Origin of the sequence: Winogradskya humida (assembly GCF_016862215.1) — a bacterium.
GTDB lineage: Bacteria > Actinomycetota > Actinomycetes > Mycobacteriales > Micromonosporaceae > Actinoplanes > Actinoplanes humidus.
On record NZ_BOMN01000056.1, the window covers coordinates 51,363 to 67,281 of the forward strand.

18 protein-coding genes are annotated in these 15,919 nt (G+C 69.2%); 10 read left to right on the top strand and 8 right to left on the bottom strand.

The genetic code is table 11. The features are described from left to right. Positions 1-5 precede the first annotated feature (5 nt). Positions 6-965 (bottom strand): GNAT family N-acetyltransferase, encoded by a 960-nt coding sequence (locus Ahu01nite_RS21810; RefSeq protein WP_203838433.1) that lies wholly within the window; start codon positions 963-965, stop codon positions 6-8. Positions 966-1,048: 83 nt separating this feature from the next. Between Ahu01nite_RS21810 and fdxA the strand changes: the two genes are divergently transcribed. From fdxA to Ahu01nite_RS21830, 5 genes are all read left to right on the top strand, one after another. Beyond that, positions 1,049-1,375: a ferredoxin gene (fdxA, locus tag Ahu01nite_RS50525; protein ID WP_106316083.1), complete on the top strand. Its 327-nt coding sequence runs from the start codon at positions 1,049-1,051 to the stop codon at positions 1,373-1,375. Then, positions 1,372-2,466: a succinyldiaminopimelate transaminase gene (gene dapC / locus Ahu01nite_RS21815; RefSeq protein WP_239159039.1), complete on the top strand. Its 1,095-nt coding sequence runs from the start codon at positions 1,372-1,374 to the stop codon at positions 2,464-2,466. Before fdxA ends, dapC begins: the two co-directional genes overlap by 4 nt. Before the next feature lie 106 nt (positions 2,467-2,572). Beyond that, positions 2,573-2,989 carry a hypothetical protein gene (locus Ahu01nite_RS21820; protein ID WP_203838435.1) on the top strand — a complete coding sequence of 139 codons (417 nt, stop codon included), beginning with the start codon at positions 2,573-2,575 and terminating at the stop codon, positions 2,987-2,989. Further along, positions 2,986-4,563: a hypothetical protein gene (locus Ahu01nite_RS21825; RefSeq protein ID WP_203838436.1), complete on the top strand. Its 1,578-nt coding sequence runs from the start codon at positions 2,986-2,988 to the stop codon at positions 4,561-4,563. Before Ahu01nite_RS21820 ends, Ahu01nite_RS21825 begins: the two co-directional genes overlap by 4 nt. Then, positions 4,563-5,702: a S8 family serine peptidase gene (locus Ahu01nite_RS21830; protein ID WP_203838437.1), complete on the top strand. Its 1,140-nt coding sequence runs from the start codon at positions 4,563-4,565 to the stop codon at positions 5,700-5,702. Before Ahu01nite_RS21825 ends, Ahu01nite_RS21830 begins: the two co-directional genes overlap by 1 nt. A 118-nt stretch (positions 5,703-5,820) precedes the next feature. Here the strand turns inward: Ahu01nite_RS21830 and Ahu01nite_RS21835 are convergent, their stop codons facing one another. Beyond that, complete coding sequence (locus Ahu01nite_RS21835; RefSeq protein WP_203838438.1) at positions 5,821-6,669, bottom strand: SDR family NAD(P)-dependent oxidoreductase; 849 nt, start codon at positions 6,667-6,669, stop codon at positions 5,821-5,823. Between the two features lie 93 nt (positions 6,670-6,762). On the opposite strand from Ahu01nite_RS21835, the gene Ahu01nite_RS21840 reads away from it, so the two are divergent. Next, positions 6,763-7,377, top strand: coding sequence for a TetR/AcrR family transcriptional regulator (locus Ahu01nite_RS21840; protein ID WP_203838439.1), 615 nt, complete (start codon positions 6,763-6,765; stop codon positions 7,375-7,377). Positions 7,378-7,549: 172 nt separating this feature from the next. Further along, a complete protein-coding gene (locus Ahu01nite_RS21845) occupies positions 7,550-9,382 on the top strand; it encodes a LamG domain-containing protein (protein ID WP_203838440.1) in 1,833 nt (610 codons plus the stop codon). Between the two features lie 55 nt (positions 9,383-9,437). On the opposite strand, the gene Ahu01nite_RS21850 is transcribed toward Ahu01nite_RS21845, so the two are convergent. Continuing rightward, positions 9,438-10,082: a hypothetical protein gene (locus tag Ahu01nite_RS21850; RefSeq protein WP_203838441.1), complete on the bottom strand. Its 645-nt coding sequence runs from the start codon at positions 10,080-10,082 to the stop codon at positions 9,438-9,440. A 148-nt stretch (positions 10,083-10,230) separates the two neighbouring features. Here Ahu01nite_RS21850 and Ahu01nite_RS21855 point away from each other — a divergent pair, with 148 nt between their 5' ends. Then, complete coding sequence (locus Ahu01nite_RS21855; protein ID WP_203838442.1) at positions 10,231-10,761, top strand: DUF4352 domain-containing protein; 531 nt, start codon at positions 10,231-10,233, stop codon at positions 10,759-10,761. After that, complete coding sequence (locus Ahu01nite_RS21860) at positions 10,754-11,404, top strand: SIMPL domain-containing protein (RefSeq protein ID WP_203838443.1); 651 nt, start codon at positions 10,754-10,756, stop codon at positions 11,402-11,404. Before Ahu01nite_RS21855 ends, Ahu01nite_RS21860 begins: the two co-directional genes overlap by 8 nt. On the opposite strand, the gene Ahu01nite_RS21865 is transcribed toward Ahu01nite_RS21860, so the two are convergent. Continuing rightward, positions 11,397-12,251, bottom strand: a complete 855-nt coding sequence (locus tag Ahu01nite_RS21865) for an aldo/keto reductase (RefSeq protein ID WP_203838444.1) — start codon at positions 12,249-12,251, stop codon at positions 11,397-11,399. The genes Ahu01nite_RS21860 and Ahu01nite_RS21865 overlap by 8 nt on opposite strands. A gap of 67 nt (positions 12,252-12,318) precedes the next feature. Between Ahu01nite_RS21865 and Ahu01nite_RS21870 the strand changes: the two genes are divergently transcribed. After that, on the top strand, positions 12,319-13,608 hold the full coding sequence (locus Ahu01nite_RS21870) for a DUF4407 domain-containing protein (protein WP_203838445.1): 1,290 nt from the start codon (positions 12,319-12,321) through the stop codon (positions 13,606-13,608). On the opposite strand, the gene Ahu01nite_RS21875 is transcribed toward Ahu01nite_RS21870, so the two are convergent. From Ahu01nite_RS21875 to Ahu01nite_RS21890, 4 genes are all read right to left on the bottom strand, one after another. Beyond that, complete coding sequence (locus Ahu01nite_RS21875; protein ID WP_239159040.1) at positions 13,573-14,298, bottom strand: RNA polymerase sigma factor SigF; 726 nt, start codon at positions 14,296-14,298, stop codon at positions 13,573-13,575. The genes Ahu01nite_RS21870 and Ahu01nite_RS21875 overlap by 36 nt on opposite strands. A gap of 157 nt (positions 14,299-14,455) precedes the next feature. Continuing rightward, positions 14,456-14,995 (bottom strand): hypothetical protein, encoded by a 540-nt coding sequence (locus Ahu01nite_RS21880; RefSeq protein WP_203838446.1) that lies wholly within the window; start codon positions 14,993-14,995, stop codon positions 14,456-14,458. Positions 14,996-15,108: 113 nt separating this feature from the next. Continuing rightward, complete coding sequence (locus Ahu01nite_RS21885) at positions 15,109-15,462, bottom strand: hypothetical protein (protein ID WP_203838447.1); 354 nt, start codon at positions 15,460-15,462, stop codon at positions 15,109-15,111. A 36-nt stretch (positions 15,463-15,498) separates the two neighbouring features. Then, complete coding sequence (locus tag Ahu01nite_RS21890) at positions 15,499-15,861, bottom strand: hypothetical protein (RefSeq protein ID WP_203838448.1); 363 nt, start codon at positions 15,859-15,861, stop codon at positions 15,499-15,501. Positions 15,862-15,919 lie beyond the last annotated feature (58 nt).

The window sequence follows — 15,919 nt, forward strand, 5'->3', positions numbered from 1 at the left end:
GACCGTTAGGGGGCTTCGCGGGTCAGGTAGGTGTGGTGGGTCTGGAAGGTGAGTTTCTGGTAGAGGGCGACCGCGGCGGCGTTGCGTTCCTCGACCTGGAGGTAGGTGCGGGGGGCTTGTTGCTGGAGGGCCCATTGGCCGATTGCGCGCATGACGTGGGCGGCCAGGCCTCGGCGGCGGGCGGTGGGGGCTGTCTGGATGAGGGAGAGGCCCAGCCAGCGGTCGGGGCCGGTGATGACGCCGCGGGCGACGGCGATGGGGGCGCCGTCGGGGTTGAGGACCGAGGCGAAGACGGCCTCGCGGACGCCCGTGATGATGCGGCGGCCGGTGGGGGGAAGGCCGCCTTTGTGGTCGGCGACCATGGCGTACCAGGCGTCGGTGGGGGTGTCGGCGAGTTCGACGGTGGGGAGGTCGGGGCGGGCCGTGGTGGCTTCGAGCATGGTGGTGACGCGGGTGGTCTGGACGAGGGTGAGGGGGCGGGCTGTCCAGCCTCGGGCGTCGAGGGCGGCGTTCACGGGGGCGGCCAGGGGCATCGGGGTGTTGATCATTGCGCGCTGGCCGTGGGCGGCGTACCACTGCTCGACCGCGTCGATGGCTGCTTCGAGGGTGCGGTCGGGGTCGCCGATCGGGAGGGCGGAGTTAGCCCGGCCGGTCCAGTTGCCGGCGGCGCGCAGGATCCAGGAGCCCAGGGTGGCCTGGGTGGGGGCGGGCCAGGCCTCGTTGGCGGCCAGTTCCAGGGCCACGACGTCGGCGGCCGGTGGGCGGCGTGCGGCGGGCACCCGTTTTGCCCGGTGGATCTCATTGAGCGGTACGCGCAGAGTTCCCTTGGGCGTCGCGAGAGTGAGATCCGTCTCGGTTAGTTCCACCAGCTCGCCGAGCGCATCCGTGAAGAGCGGGCGATCCTGGGAAACACCTACAATTCGACGAACGACAACCCGGTGTCCCACATCCTGCCGTCGGAGCACGTGCCACCCCCCTCCGGCGAGATACTAGGCTCTGCCCGTAACGTCGCGCTCTCCTGCGGCGTGGCTCTGGAAGGGAAAGACCAGTGACTTACATCATCGCTGAGCCCTGCGTCGATGTGCTCGACAAGGCATGCATCGAGGAGTGCCCGGTCGACTGCATCTACGAGGGCAACCGGATGCTCTACATCCACCCCGATGAGTGTGTCGACTGCGGTGCGTGTGAGCCGGTCTGCCCGGTCGAGGCGATCTTCTACGAAGACGACGTCCCGGAGCAGTGGAAGGACTACACCAACGCCAACTACGAGTTCTTCGAGGACCTGGGCTCGCCCGGTGGCGCCTCGAAGGTTGGCAAGATCGACAAGGACACGCCGTTCGTGCTGTCGCAGCCGCCGCGCGGGGATGCGCACTGACCGTGTTGTCCGCGGCTCTGCCTGATTTCCCCTGGGACCTGCTCGAGCCGGCCAAGGCCGTTGCCGCCGCGCATCCGGACGGCCTCGTCGACCTCTCGGTCGGCACGCCGGTCGACCCGGTGCCGGCGGCGGTCCGGTCTGCTCTCGCTGCCGCTTCCGACGCGCCGGGCTATCCGCTGACCGCGGGGACCCCGGCGCTGCGTGCGGCGATCGCCGGCTGGCTGTCCCGTTCCTGTGCCATTTCGGGAACTCCCGGGGTGCTGCCCACGATCGGCTCGAAGGAGCTTGTCGCGTGGCTGCCCACCCTGCTCGGCGTCGGCAAAGGTGACGTGGTCGTCATCCCGCAGGTGTGCTACCCGACGTACGAGGTCGGCGTGAAGCTGGCCGGCGCCGAGGTGGTCCGCTCCGACTCGCTGACCGCGCTGGGTCCGGACCCGCGGGTGAAGCTCGTCTGGATCAACTCGCCGTCCAACCCGACCGGCAAGGTCCTGCCCGCCGCCCACCTGCGCAAGGTGGTCGACTGGGCCCGCGAGCGCAACGCCGTCGTGGTCAGCGACGAGTGTTACCTCTCCCTCGGCTGGGACGAGTCCCCTGTCTCCGTGCTCTCCGACGAGGTGTGCGGCGGCGACTACACCGGTGTCATCGCGGTGCACTCGCTCTCCAAGCGCTCCAACCTCGCCGGTTACCGGGCCGGGTTCGTGGCGGGCGACCCGGCCGTGATCAAGGAGTTGCTGGCGGTCCGCAAGCACGCCGGGATGATCGTGCCGGCGCCGGTGCAGGCCGCGATGATTGCCGCTCTCGACGACGAGGACCACGTTGTTGAGCAGCGCAAACGCTATGCGGCCCGGCGTGAGTCGCTGCGTGCGGCGCTGACGGCCGCGGGTTTCAGCATCGAGTTCTCGACTGCCGGGCTCTATCTGTGGTCGACCCGTGGCGAGGACTGCTGGAAGACCGTCGACTGGCTCGCCGAGCGCGGGATCCTCGCGGCGCCGGGTGCCTTCTACGGTCCGTCCGCGGCCCAGCACGTACGGATCGCGTTGACGGCCACCGATGAAAGAGTCGCCGCGGCTGTTGCCCGTCTCACTGCTTGATCAGGAGATCTACGTCCCTGACCGGCCGAACGGGGTACCCGGAAATCGCCTCCTGTCGCTACCCTGATTGGTGCAGCTGTGACGGCGTGAGAACGGGGAGGCTGTCGTGGGCGACGGGATGAATGTCGAGACTGGTGGGTTGACCGACTTCTCGAGGGCGGTGCACGCGGATACTGATGTCTTCCTGGGACCGGCTACCGACCGGGCTCAGGTGCAGTTCCGTGAGGGTGTCCTCTTCGGGCAGGGCAACGCCAGCGACGCTGTGAAACTGGCCAAGGACAACTACGCGACGGCTCTGGGCATCTCGCTGCAGAACCTCGAGCAGTATGTGAAAGCGGCCCGGCTGATGGCGAACGCCGCCGAGAAGGCAGCCGCCGCGTTCGAGGCGTCGGACGCGCGCTCCGCCGATGGCGTGAGCCTGGCGCAGCAGGCGCTGTGGGACGCCGCGGAAGAGGCCCGTCGCATCGACGAAGCAGCAGCTCAGGCGTATCGCCGGCATGGTGGACAGGCGGTGATGATGTGACCGACTGGAATTCCTACAACACGCCTCGCCTGTGGTCGATGGTCGCCAACGAGGACAACAGCGAGGCCTGGCGCCAGGTCGCGGCCTGGGGCGACATGTCCGACTCGGTCAAGGACCAGCGCGGCCTGCTGATCAACGCCCGCGAGAAGCTCATCGCGATCTGGCCCCCGGAGGAGAACGCCTCGTCCGCGGCCTTCGTGGCGAAGCTCAACAGCTTGCTCGACCGCATGGATGTGGCCAAGGCCGAGGCGATGGACACGGCGGTCGGGATGGGCAACATCCTCGACGCGCTGCGCCATGCGAAAGAGAACATCGAGCCGCTCTACGAGCAGCACTACGACAAGAGCCACGACCTCGTGCCGGCCTGGTGGGACAGCGCCGAGGACGAGATCGACCAGCAGGCGCGTTCCCACATGATGGTTGCCGAGGCGATCGTCCAGGAAAACGTCGGCAAGATCCGCATTCCCGAGCCCTACTCCATGGAAATCGAGGTGCCCCAGGCCGGGGGGAAAGAGACCCAGCCGGGCACCAGCGACAGCAGCAGCACCGGCACCTCGACGCGGATCGGCACTCCTACCTCGATCAAGGTGCCGCACGACCCGCCTCCGCCCACCCCCGGCGGCCCGGGTGACGACCCGTCCCAGCCGACCGACGGCACCGGCCCCGGCAGCAACCCGCCGACCAGCGGAAATCCCCCGGGCTCGAGTAACCCTCCCGGCAGCGGCACGCCGATCGACAGCGGCCCCGGCGGCCCCGGCGGCGGTGGAGGCGGCGGGACGGTGCCGACCACCGGGCCCGGGCTGTCCGGCGTCATCACACCGCCCGCGGCCACGAACCCGGGTGTCACCCCGCCTGGTGGCACCCTGCCGCCCAGCACGGGTGTCATTGGGGGTGGCGGTGGCATCGGTGGTGGCGGCGTGATCACGCCGGGTGTTCTGCCCGGCGGTGGCCCGGTCACCGGTGGCACCGGTGGCAAGGGGACCCCCATCCGTGGTGGTGGCACGATCGGCGGTTCCGGCCTGACCGGTGAGGGTGTCGGCGGCGCCGGACGCGTCGGTGGGGTGGGAGCCGGTGGTGTCGGCGGCGTGGGTCGTGGCGGTGTCCGCCCCGGCGGCGCGCGCGCGATGCCCTCGGGAGCGGTCATCGGCGAGTCGGTCGGGGGCGCAGGCCGTGGTGTCGCGGGTGGTGCCCGTGGTGGTGCCGGCGGAGTCGGCGGTGCCGCCGGTCGTGGTGTTGCCGGCGAACGTGTCGGCGGCGTCGGCGGCCGTGGCGGTGCCAGCGGGGTGAACGGCCGCGCTGGTGCCCGTGGTGCCGGCGGCATGACCCCCGAGCAGGTTCGCAACGCCCGCCCGGCGCGGCCGTCCTGGCTCCCGCCCGACCCGGAGGGTAAGTCGTCGTCGTCCATGATGTCCAGTGGCCGGGGCGCTGGTCGCCGATCCAACGGTGACAGCTCGGAGCAGCCGTTCGATCCGGACAACCCGTGGCAGGTGGCCGAGGGTGTGGATCCGGTCATCGCACCGGGTTCCGACAGCGGCTACCACGACCCCGGCCCCAACGTGATCGGCTGGCGTTAGTGTCCGTGAAACACCTGCCGCGCCACGCGTGGCTGCGGGGCGCGACCGCGCTCGTCACGCTTCTTGCGGTGACGTTGACGGCCGCGCCCGCTCACGCCGCCGAGAGTCTGCGTGAGCAGCAGTGGTTCTGGGAGCCGATGAAGCTCGACCAGGCCCACCGGATCAGCCAGGGTGCCGGCGTTGTCGTCGGCTTGCTGGACACGGGCCTCGATCGCACCAACATCGATCTCAAGGGTGCGACGTTGCCCGGCCAGGACGTGGTCGCGGACAAGGCACCCGGCAACTTCGACGAGGTGCACCACGGCACGGCCATGGCCGGCATCATCGCCGGCCGTGGCCACGGCGCCGGCGGCCTGGACGGGGTGGTGGGCATCGCCCCCGAGGCCAAGGTCATGCTCCTGCAGCCGATCGACGACCCGATGTACACCGGTCAGGCCATCCGCTGGGCAACGGCTCACGGCGCCAAAATCATCAACATGTCGTTCCGGATCAGCCCTTCGGAGTCTCTGCACGCGGCGATCCGCGATGCCCGTGCCGCCGGTGTCCTCCTGGTGGCGTCGGCCGGCAATGGCGAATACGGCAACGCGATTGCTTATCCGGCCGCCTATCCCGAGGTGCTCGCCGTCGCTTCGCTCGGCCGCGACAACAAAGTCCTGGGCAACTCGACCTACGGCCCGCAGGTCGACCTGTCCGCCCCCGGCGACGAGATCCCCGGCCCGACCCCCGGCAACAAGTACGCCCTCGAAACCGGAACCAGCTCGGCGTCCGCCATCGTCTCCGGTGCGGCCGCCCTGATCTGGTCCCAATACCCGGACCTGACCGTCGACGAGGTCGAAGCCCGCCTCCTCGGCACCGTGACCGACCGTGGCGCCAAAGGTCGTGACGACCACTACGGTCTCGGCCAGCTCAACCTGATGGCAGCCCTGACCGGCGCGCAGCCCCCGGTGACCGCCGAGCCGGTCAAGCCCTCCGCCTCCGCGCAGCAGTCGGCCTTCGCCGCCCCGACACCCTTGAAGCCGGTCGACCAGGGCCTGCCCGGCTGGCTCTTCCTGGTCGCGATAGCCGTCGTGCTCCTCATCATCGTGGCCCTGATCGTCTCGGTGGTCCTGATCGCCCGCCGACGCCGGAGACCGGCCTGACGTATGCCGGAGACCGGTCAGACGTAAGCCGGAGAGCGGCCTGGCGGGAGCCGGAGAGCGGCCTGGCGGGAGCCGCCGGACGGCCTGATGGGGCCGGAGAACGGCCTGCGGTAAAGGCTCAGATCTGGTTCTCGCCGCCGTCGACGTGCAGGTTGGCGCCGAGCATGAAACTGCTGTCGGCGGAGGCGAGGAAGGCCACGGCGGCGGCGACCTCGTCGGGGCGGCCCATCCGGCCGATGGCGATCCGGGCTGCCTCGCCGGCCTTGAAGGCGTCGGCGTTGTCCTCGCCGACGAGCTCGGTGATGCCGGAGGTGTCGATCGGCCCCGGTGAGATGGCGTTGACCCGGATGCCCCGGCCGGTGAGTTCGTGGGCCCAGGTCCGGGCGAAGGACCGGATGGCAGCCTTGGACGCCGAGTAGGCCCCGAAGCCCGCCGTGCCGTTCTCGGCGGCGGTGGACGCGTTCAGGATCACCGAGGCACCATCGTTGAGCAGCGGCAACGCCTTCTGCACGGTGAACAGTGTGCCCTTGACGTTGACGTCGAAGACGCGATCGTAGTCCTCGGCGGTGATCTGCTCGACCGTCGCGAACGAGGCGGTGGCCGCGTTCGCGAACAGCACGTCCAACCCTCGTCCGTAGGCGCGGACCGTGTCATAGAGCCGGTCAAGGTCAGCCGGATCGGTGATGTCGCCAGCCACCGCAGTAACCCCGGCGCCGCTGTCCCCGGCCCTCGCACTAGCCCCGGCGCTGTTGTCTCCGGCCCTCGCAGTAGCCCCGGCGCTGGTGTCTCCGGCCCTCGCGGTGACTCCGGCGCCGATGACCTCGACGGCCTCGTCCAGTTCGGCCTTACGCCGCCCGGTGATGAAGACGCGCGCGCCTTCGGCGACCAGCCGCGCCGCGGTGGCCCGGCCGATTCCCCGCGTGCCGCCCCCGGTGATGACTGCGACCTTGCCCTCGAGCCTCTTCACGGATCGATCTCCCCACAGTTTAGTTCCGGTCCGAACGGAACAGAACGCTAGCACTTCCGGTCCGTGCGGTACAGAAGGGGTACGATGGCGAGCATGGAAGCCATCCGGAAGGCGCCGATCGGTCGGCCGCGCGGGTTCGACGCCGACAAGGCGCTGGAGCGGGCCATGGTCGTCTTCTGGGAGCAGGGCTACGACGGCGTCAGCCTGACCGACCTGACCGCCGCCATGGGCATCACGAAGACGAGCATGTACGCCGCTTTCGGCAACAAGGAGGACCTGTTCCGCAAGGCCCTCGTACGTTACGCCGAAGGCCCGGCCGCCTACGTCGCCAAGGCACTGGCAGAACCGACCGCCCGCGAGGTGGCGACGGCCTTCCTCGCCGGCTCGGTCCAGGCCAGCACCCAGCCCGACTGCCCCGCCGGTTGCCTGGGTGTGCAGGGCGCGCTGACCGCCGGGGATTCCAGCCGGATCGCCCGCGACATCCTGGCCGACTGGCGCCACGAGGGTCAGGCCTACCTCCGCGACCGGTTCCAGCGGGCCGTCGACGACGGTGACCTGCCCCCGGAGGCGGATCCGGCGCTGCTCGGCCGCTACATCATGACCGTGGCGAACGGCATCGCTGTCCAGGCGTCCGGCGGCGCAACCCGCGACGAGCTCGAGCAGATAGCGAGCGCCGCGCTGGGAAACTGGCCGCCAAAAGCGACATAATTCGCTTAGTGTATAAATAAGGCTAAGGCCGAATCCTCAAAGAAAAGCTGTGCACCCGATGACCGTCCGCCAACGGATGAGTCGCGGCCGCAGAACGTGCCGGCAAGGCCCAGCCGACCTGCTGAGCGGTGGAGTGCCACGTCGGCCCCAAAAGCGCTTAGCGTGACATTCCATGCTGAAAATTCGGAAAGGTCGGACATCGGCATGGCGTACGGGCCTCATGGCCGTCGTCAGTGCCGCGATGATCGGCGCCGCGGGGGTCGCCATCGCGGGGGTTGTCAACAGCGCTCCCGCCGCCGCCCCCTCGTTCGACGGCGCGGTCTACACAGTCGCCTACCGGGGTAGCACCGTCTACGTCGGAGGGGCGTTCACCAAGGCGATCGTGGCCGGCAAGAGCGTCGCGCGGAGCCGGCTCGCAGCCTTCGACGCGTCCACGGGTGCACTGCTCGACTGGAATCCCGGGGCGGACGCAGCCGTGAAGGCGCTGGCAGTCGACGGGACCTCGGTCTACGCGGCCGGTGACTTCGCCGCCGTGGGTGGCGTGACGCGGGACTCGCTGGTCAAGCTGGACGCCACCACGGGCGCGGTGGGCGCCTTCAAGCACAGCCTCACCGGGGAGCCGCGGACGCTCGCCGTCGGGAACGGACTCCTCTACCTGGGTGGCCGCATCACCGGGGTGGACAGTGCCGTGCGTACGAACCTGGCGGCCTTCACGCTGTCGTCCGGGGCACTCGCGAAGTGGGCGCCCACCACCGATGCGCCGGTCAACGCGCTGGCCGTCGCCGGGACGCGGGTCTATCTCGGCGGGAGTTTCCACAAGACGAACGGCGCGAGTACGACGTTGCGGCTGACCGCTGTGAACGCCACCGACGGCAAACTGGACAAGACATTCGCTCCGAAGCCGGTGTCGCAGGTCTTCGCACTCGCCGTCGACGCGCAGGGCGTGTACGCGGCCCTCGGCGGCCAGGGCGGCCGGGCGATCGCCTACACGCCGGCCGGTGCCACCCGCTGGACCCGGGTCTTCGACGGCGACGCCCAGGCGATCACGGTGCTGGACGGCGTGACGTACGTGGGCGGGCACTTCGACAAGGCGTGCACCACCACCTCGAACGGCGCGCAGGGCACGTGCACCGACGGTTCTGTGTCGCGGATCAAGCTCGCGGCTGTCGACTCGGTGGGCAGCCTGTTGCCGTGGGCGCCGCAGGCGAACGGTGTCGCGGGTGTGTGGTCGCTGGCCGCGAACCCGGCACTGGGTCAGGTGTCGACGGGTGGTGCGTTCACCACGATCGGCGGCCAGACGCAGAAGCGGTTCGCGTTGTTCAAGGCGGCGGCGGTTACGCCGTCCTCGCCGCCGGTTCCCGCGGGTCCGGTGCCGGTGGTCTCCTACAACTTCGATTCGACCGTGCAGGACGGGGTCTTCGACGACGGTTCCGGCAACGGGCACGTGCTGCGGACCTCGACGAGCAAGGGCGGCGTCCTGCGTACGGCACCGCACGGTACCGGCCAGGCGATCATCTTCCCGGACCCGTGCGACGGCGTCGGCTGTCCCCGGCTCGTGTTGCAGACCCCGGGCACCGCGAAGCTGAACCCGGCGAACAAGCCGGTGCGGTTCGGTGCGTCGGTGCAGCTGTCGTCGGACCACACCAGCGACGGCCAGAACGTGCTGCAGAAGGGCTATTCGTCGACCGGCGGCCAATACAAGCTGCAGATCGACAAGAAGCCGGGCCGCCCGAGCTGCGCGCTGACCGATGCGCAGAGCTCCAGGATCTACCTCGCGCAGAGCAGTATCTCGGTCGCGGACGGGGAGTGGCACAGCCTGGAATGCCGTCGTACGGAAACCGCGCTGAGCATCGTGGTCGACGACGTGGTGCAGAAGTCGATCGAGGTCCCCGCGACCCTGTCGGTGACCAACGCCGCGCCGCTGGTGCTCGGCGGTAAGGGACTGGCCGAGAATGCCGACCAGTTCCAGGGTGCTCTCGACGACGTCTGGGTGACCATCGGATAAGGGAACACAAAACGGGGGTGGCGCTGGGGAAGCGCCACCCCCGTCACCGATTGCGTCAGTCCTTGAGCGGCCCGCCGGACTGGACCTCCACCAGCGCGTGCTCGCCCACCGAGGGCTCGTCCACCCACAGTGCCCGCAACTGCGTCTGCATGAACGATGCCAGCCGCGTCCGGTATTCGCGATCGAAGACCTCGAGGCTCTCGATCTGCGTCTGCAACGCCTCGCGCTTGGTGCCGAGGCTGCCCACCACGTCGTCGTACCGCTGCTGGGCCTGGGCCTTGAGCTGGCCGGCCTGGTCACGGGCGTCCCCGGTGATGGTCCGGGCCTGCGCTCGCGCCTCCGCCACGATCTTGTCGGCGGTGCGGCGGGCCTCCTCGGTCTTCTCACGTGCCTCGCGGGTCGTCTTCTCGGCGGCCTTGCGGGCGTCGGCGAGCACCTTCTCGGCCTGGCCGCGTACGTTGCGGGAATGCTCCTGGGCGTCCTCGCCGATCTTCTCCGCGGTGGCCTGCGCGTCGGTGCGGATCTTGTCCGCCTGCCGGTTGGCGATGCCGATGTGTTCCTCGGCCGTGCGCTGGGCCAGGGTGAGGACCTGCAGTGCCTGGTTCGGCGGCATGACCACCGGCTGTTCCGTCGTCGCGCTGTCCGGGGAACGGCCCTGCATGATGATCTTGAGTCGTTCCGCCGCCTGGTTCTCGCCCACGGTGACCTCCATCTGATAACGCGCCGGGATTGACGGATTCAGGTAGATAACGGTCCGGAGCAGTTCCGCGGTATGGCCGATGGACAATGTCGATAATAAGTCCCTTTTGTGGCATTTCCCGATCAATAGCCGCGCAGTTGATCCCCACGTGAAGCTCTGGATCGGGTGGGGACTGCTCCTGTTGTCGCTGCTGATGGGCACCGCGCTGATCGGCCTGATCCGCACGGGCGCCGAGCTGCTGACCACTATTCATCCGGTGCCCGCCCAGCTCAACGAGGCTGTGGACGACGGCGACCTGCGTTTCGTCGTGCGGGGTGCGCATTGCGGAATCGATCAGGTCGGCACCGCGGACCTGGGTCAGCGCGCCCGCGGCGAATTCTGTTTCGTGGAGCTCTCGATCCTCAATTCCGGGACCGCCGCGCGGATATTCGACGCGACCGGGCAGAAAGCGTTCGACGCCGCGGGTGCCACATTCCTGGCGGACGGGGCGGCGGGACTCTATGCCGACGACCGCAACCGGTCGCTGCTGGAGACCATCGAGCCGGGCCGGCGCGTACGCGGAACGCTCGTCTTCGACGTCCCCGATGCCTCCCACCTGGATGCCGTCGTCCTGCACGGATCGGCGAGCAGCCCCGGGGTGCGGATCGCGCTGGGGTGGGTAGCGTCAGGGAATGGCTGAGCAACCGATGGTCGTCGTCCGCGGCGAGGCAGTGCGCGAGGTTCCCCCCGAGATCGCGCTCTTCTCCGTCACCGTGTCCGCACGCGACAAGGACCGCGAGGTCGCGATCACCCGGCTCGCCGAACGGGCCGCCGAGCTCCGTTCCGCGCTCGACGACTACCCGGACGCCATCGAGCGCCGCGAGACCGGCGGGGTGCAGATCCGGCCCGAGCTGAAGAAGGGCGGCGAGCGCGTCTCGGCGTACGCAGGGAGTATCAGCGTCACGGTGACCGTGACCGACTTCGCCAGCCTGGGGGACATGCTGCTGCGCCTGGCGAATCAGGACCTGACGTCGATCTCCGGGCCGTGGTGGCAGCTGCGTCCGGGCAGCAAGGCCGGCGCCGAGGTGCGCAGGGCCGCGATCGCCGACGCGCTCAGCCGCGCCCACGAGTACGCCGAGGCAGTCGGAGCCCAGGTCGACCGGCTCGTGGAGATCGGCGACGAGGGGACCGGCGGCGGGGGTGGCGGCATGATGCGCGCGATGGCGTTCAAGGGCGACATGGCCGAACCGGAGCTGGAGGTCGACCCTCAGCCGCAGACGGTGCACGCCTCGGTGACCGTCCGGGTGACGATCACCGAGCCGCACTCACTGAAGGTCACTTAGCGGGGACCCAGGCCATCGTCTCCGGGTGCGCGCCGGTGCGCCCCTTCTCGCCACGGTCGAGCGCGCTGATCGAGGCCACGTCGCCGCCGGAGAGCTCGAAGTCGAAGATCGCGAAATTCTCGCGTACGCGCTCAGGTGTCTTGGACTTCGGGAAGACGATGTCGCCGCGCTGGATGTGCCAGCGAAGCACCACCTGAGCCGGGGTCTTCCCGGCCCGCTCGGCGATCTCGGTGATCACCGGGTCGCCGAGCACCGCGCCCTGCGCGATCGGTGACCACGCCTCGGTCGCGATCTCGTTCTCCAGGTCGTAGGAGCGGATCTCCTCGTTCGTGAGGTACGGGTGGATCTCGACCTGGTTCACCGCCGGCCGGACCTCGGTCTCGGCGCGCAGCCGGCGCAGGTGGTGCGGCGTGAAGTTGGAGACGCCGATCGAGCGGGCCCGCCCCTGGTGGTAGAACTCCTCGAGCGCGCGCCAGGTCTGCACGAAGTCACCGCCGTAGAGCGTCGGCAGCGGCCAGTGGATCAGGAAGAGGTCCACGTAGTCGGTGCCCAGCTCCTTGAGCGTGGCGTCGAAGGCCAGCCGGGCGTCGTTGAGCAGGTGATCGCCGTTGTTCAGCTTGCTGGTGATGAAGAAGTCCTCGCGCGGCAGCCCGGAGCCGGCGATCGCCTCGCCGACGCCCTTCTCGTTGCGGTACATCTCGGCCGTGTCGATGTGCCGGTAGCCGACCTCGATCGCGGTCTCCACGGCGGCGCGGGTGTCCTCCGGCGGCACCTGGAAGACGCCAAAGCCGAGCTGGGGAATGGTGCGTCCGTCATTCAGCGTGATGGCGGGGATCTCTGTAGTCATGGTTCGGGTGTACCCCGATCCCGTCGTTTCCCCCGCGTCCCACGCTGTGATGGGCAAGACTCGCCTCATGCGTCGTTTGTTGCTCCGGATCGCCAACGTGAACCCGGACAGCGTGACCACGCACTCCGACCGGGTGCTCTACGGGTCCATCGGGGTCTTCATCCTGCTCTATTTCGTGTACGCCACAGCCGGCGGCGCCGCGTTCGTCGACGCCAGCGCCAACTACACCCACCCGTGGTGGCAGTGGCTGATCGGCCCGCTGGTGGCGTTCGGTGTCATCGCGTACGACCGGGCGGTCGTCGGCCGGGTCGCGATCAACTACAACCGTCTCGAGTCCGCGGACCCGGATGACCTGCTGCGCCACCCCACGCTCGGCCTCTACGCGGGCCGGGTCTGCATGGCCCTGCTCTTCGCGGTGATCATCACCGAGCCGCTGATGCTGGCCCGCTATCAGGGCGAGATCGACGCGCGGCTCAACGAGGTGCACAACCAGCAGATCAGCCAGATCGAGGAGAACGGTGCGATCGCCACGTACGACGCCCGCCTCCAGGAGTTGAAGAAGCAGTCCGAGTCCGAGGACGGCGCGGTCCAGGCCCTCAACAGGCGGGCCGCGGAGAAGCGCTCCGACGCCCGCAAGCTCTACGCGCAGGCGCTGGCCGACTCCGAGGGCGACGGCGTGTCCCGCAAGGCCGGCTGCCCGGCGGGCGGTTTCTGCGACACGCTGGTCGAACGCTCCCGCGGGCTCGACGTCGAGGCCGCCCGGCTGGACAAGCAGGCCGCGGCGCTGCAGAAGACGCAGGAAGCGGCCCGCACGGCCCGCACGGCGGAGGAGACGGACCTCACTGCCAAGATCAATGAGCAACGTACGGCGAACGCGAACGCGATCCGCGCGGACGCCGGGTTCGGGGCCCGTACGAAGGCCATGTGGTACCTCGTGAGCACCGACTTCTGGGGGATCGGCGTCTTCTACGTCGGGATCGCGTTGCTGCTCGTAGCCCTGGACTGTGCCGCGGTCGGGTTGAAGGTGGTGTCGCACGGGAACGCGTACGAGCGCACCGAGGCCCGCATCGCCCGCGGTCACGAGCACGAGGCCACCATCGGTTACGAGCAGGGCCTGCGCGACGCCCGCCGGTTCGTGGAGGCGACGTCGCGGGTGATGGCCGAGAGCATCGGGAAGGCTTCCCGCGATCACGACCTCAACGACATCGCCCTGGAGCGCGCCCGGACCCGGCTGTTCGAGACGGTGACGCACGCGCCCCTGCCACCGCTGCCGCCGATCCCGCTGATCGAACGGCACCCGGCCGCCACGCGTCGCGACACCTTACGCGCTGAGGTGGGCTCGCAGCGCTTCGAGTGACCGGGTGATCAGCCGCGAGACGTGCATCTGGGAGATGCCGACCCGCTCGGCGATCTGCGTCTGGGTGAGGTTGCCGAAGAACCGCAGGACCAGGATCGTGCGTTCGCGCTCGCCGAGGGCGGCCAGCGCCGGGCCGAGCGACATCCGTGCCTCGACCAGCGCGAACCCCTCGTCCTCGGCGCCCAGCATGTCGCTGAGCTCGGTGGTGTCCCCGGCGCCCACCGGTGTCGAGAGCGAGGTCGCGCGGTAGGCGCGGGCCCCTTCGAGCCCCTCGATCACGTCTTCCTCGCCGACCCCGAGGTGCTCGGCGACGTCCGCCACCGTCGGGGAGCGGCCGAGGGTGTGGGTCAGCGTGCTGGTAGCGCCGCTGATCGCCTGCCTCAGCTCCTGCAGGCGGCGTGGTACCCGTACCGACCAGGTCCGGTCCCGGAAGTGCCGCTTGATCTCGCCGATGATCGTCGGGATGGCGAACGCGCTGAACTCGGCCCCGCGCTGGGGTTCGTAACGGTCCATGGCCTTGATCAGCCCGACCACCGCGACCTGGACGAGGTCGTCGAGGGGTTCGCCGCGGCCGGCGTACCTGCGGGCCAGATGGCGGGTCATGGGCAGCCAGGCCTCGATGGCACGCTGCCGGGCGGCTGGGTCGGTGCGGGCGTCGTGAGCCTCGTCGAGCCGGGTCCTGTCGAGCATTTCCATCGTGCTGGGTGCCACGAATGCCTCCCTGCCTCTGGCGATCCGGTCTTTCGACGGTAGATGTCCGCCGTCGCGAAACGCCAGGGCACGGTCACGCCATTAGTTCGTCGGGGTGACGTGTCGCAGGTCATGGTTTACCGAATGCCGATCGATGTCAGCCGATCTCTCCATCGACCCGCACGGGAATGATGAATACCGCATTCACGCATCTCTGCCCGGAGCCATCGGCCATTCGCACACCGTCGTGAACGGTGAAGGCCGCGGCGTTGTTGCGGTCCACCTCCCAGTTCACCGGCATGGATCTGCTGGTCAGGCTCACCCCGGTGGCCCTGCAGCCGCGGTTCCGGCTCTCCTCGTCGGGCACTGTCCTGCCGTTTCCCGACCGGAGCGAGGTCAGCCGAATGGGAAAATTGTTCTCGTTCGTGACGGTCACGATGAGGTCGCCTGTTGTACCAGGACGCAGTGGCACATTGAGGCTCGACTGCGCGCGAAGCGTCATTTCGACAAAAGAGCCGGTGTCGGTTATTTTCCAGTACGCCCAGACCGCGCACGCGTTCACGATGACGGTGGCGGCGCAAGCGGCGATGAGAATGGTTCGCGTCCGTCCGCTGAGCGGGCGTCGTCGTGGCCCGGCGGGCTCGGGTTCCGCCGGTGCCACATCCGCGTATTCGTCATTGATCACCACCCGCTGCATGCGTCAAGCGTGCCGGATACCCCAGGCAAGTGAGATCGGCGATACGTACGCCATCGGCTCGCGAACGACCGTGCGCGTTTACCTTTCCGGCCTAATTCCTCCGGAGTACACCGTCACTCCTGATCCCTGGCCCGCCGTCGGCGCCGGCCATTACCGCCCTGCGCGGGATCGGCGAAGATCTGGCGTCGCGCATGCCCGACGAGGTGCGAGCGCCGCGATTTGGCCGGCGGTTCGGCCACCGGCGTGTCCTCGGCGGGGGCCGGGGCGGCACCGGGGTTCTGCCGCCGTTTCCGGATCGCCATGTCGAACATGGAGTGCGACGCCCGGTCGTACCCGGTGCGATAGGCGCGATCGCGATCGAGGCCCTGCTTGTACCACTGGTGTATGCGACCGGCCGCGTATCCGCTGGCGATGACGAAGGCGAGCGCGAAGACGGCCTGGATGAGGTTGTTACCGGGCACGGTCATGGGGAGTGGACCTTTCCGTGGTGCTTGGTTCCAGGCCTACTGCCGCATGAGGCGGATGTGGTCGAACTCGGCCGACCCGGCCCGCGCCGCGGCGGTGGGCGGGTCGTTGCGGTGCCGCGTGGGGGCCACCGAACGGACGTGGTTCTCCACCTCCGGGCTGGGCGGCAGCGCCGGGTGGCCCCGCAGCGCCGGTTCGGTGCCGGTGGGCAGCGCCGGGTGGGTGCGCACGGCCAGCTGGAAGAGCGTCTGCGAGGCCTGGTCGTAGCCCTCGCGGTACGCGACGTCGCGCTCGAAACCGTGCCGGTACCACTGATGCACGCGGCCCGCGACGTACGACGTGAAAATGACCATGACAACGGAGAGCGCGAGCTGGAGTGCGATGGAACCGGACGGTGTCATGCCTCTGATCCTAAGTTTTGCCGCACGACAAATAACCCATCCGTGACGGCGGTTGTGA

Coding starts and splice junctions, on each gene's coding strand:
- Ahu01nite_RS21870 (WP_203838445.1), top strand. CDS start 12,319: ATGCGTCGTTTGTTGCTCCGGATCGCCAACGTGAACCCGGACAGCGTG.
- Ahu01nite_RS21865 (WP_203838444.1), bottom strand. CDS start 12,251: ATGACTACAGAGATCCCCGCCATCACGCTGAATGACGGACGCACCATT.
- Ahu01nite_RS21860 (WP_203838443.1), top strand. CDS start 10,754: ATGGCTGAGCAACCGATGGTCGTCGTCCGCGGCGAGGCAGTGCGCGAG.
- Ahu01nite_RS21845 (WP_203838440.1), top strand. CDS start 7,550: ATGCTGAAAATTCGGAAAGGTCGGACATCGGCATGGCGTACGGGCCTC.
- Ahu01nite_RS21880 (WP_203838446.1), bottom strand. CDS start 14,995: ATGCAGCGGGTGGTGATCAATGACGAATACGCGGATGTGGCACCGGCG.
- Ahu01nite_RS21875 (WP_239159040.1), bottom strand. CDS start 14,298: ATGCTCGACAGGACCCGGCTCGACGAGGCTCACGACGCCCGCACCGAC.
- Ahu01nite_RS21890 (WP_203838448.1), bottom strand. CDS start 15,861: ATGACACCGTCCGGTTCCATCGCACTCCAGCTCGCGCTCTCCGTTGTC.
- Ahu01nite_RS21885 (WP_203838447.1), bottom strand. CDS start 15,462: ATGACCGTGCCCGGTAACAACCTCATCCAGGCCGTCTTCGCGCTCGCC.
- Ahu01nite_RS21840 (WP_203838439.1), top strand. CDS start 6,763: ATGGAAGCCATCCGGAAGGCGCCGATCGGTCGGCCGCGCGGGTTCGAC.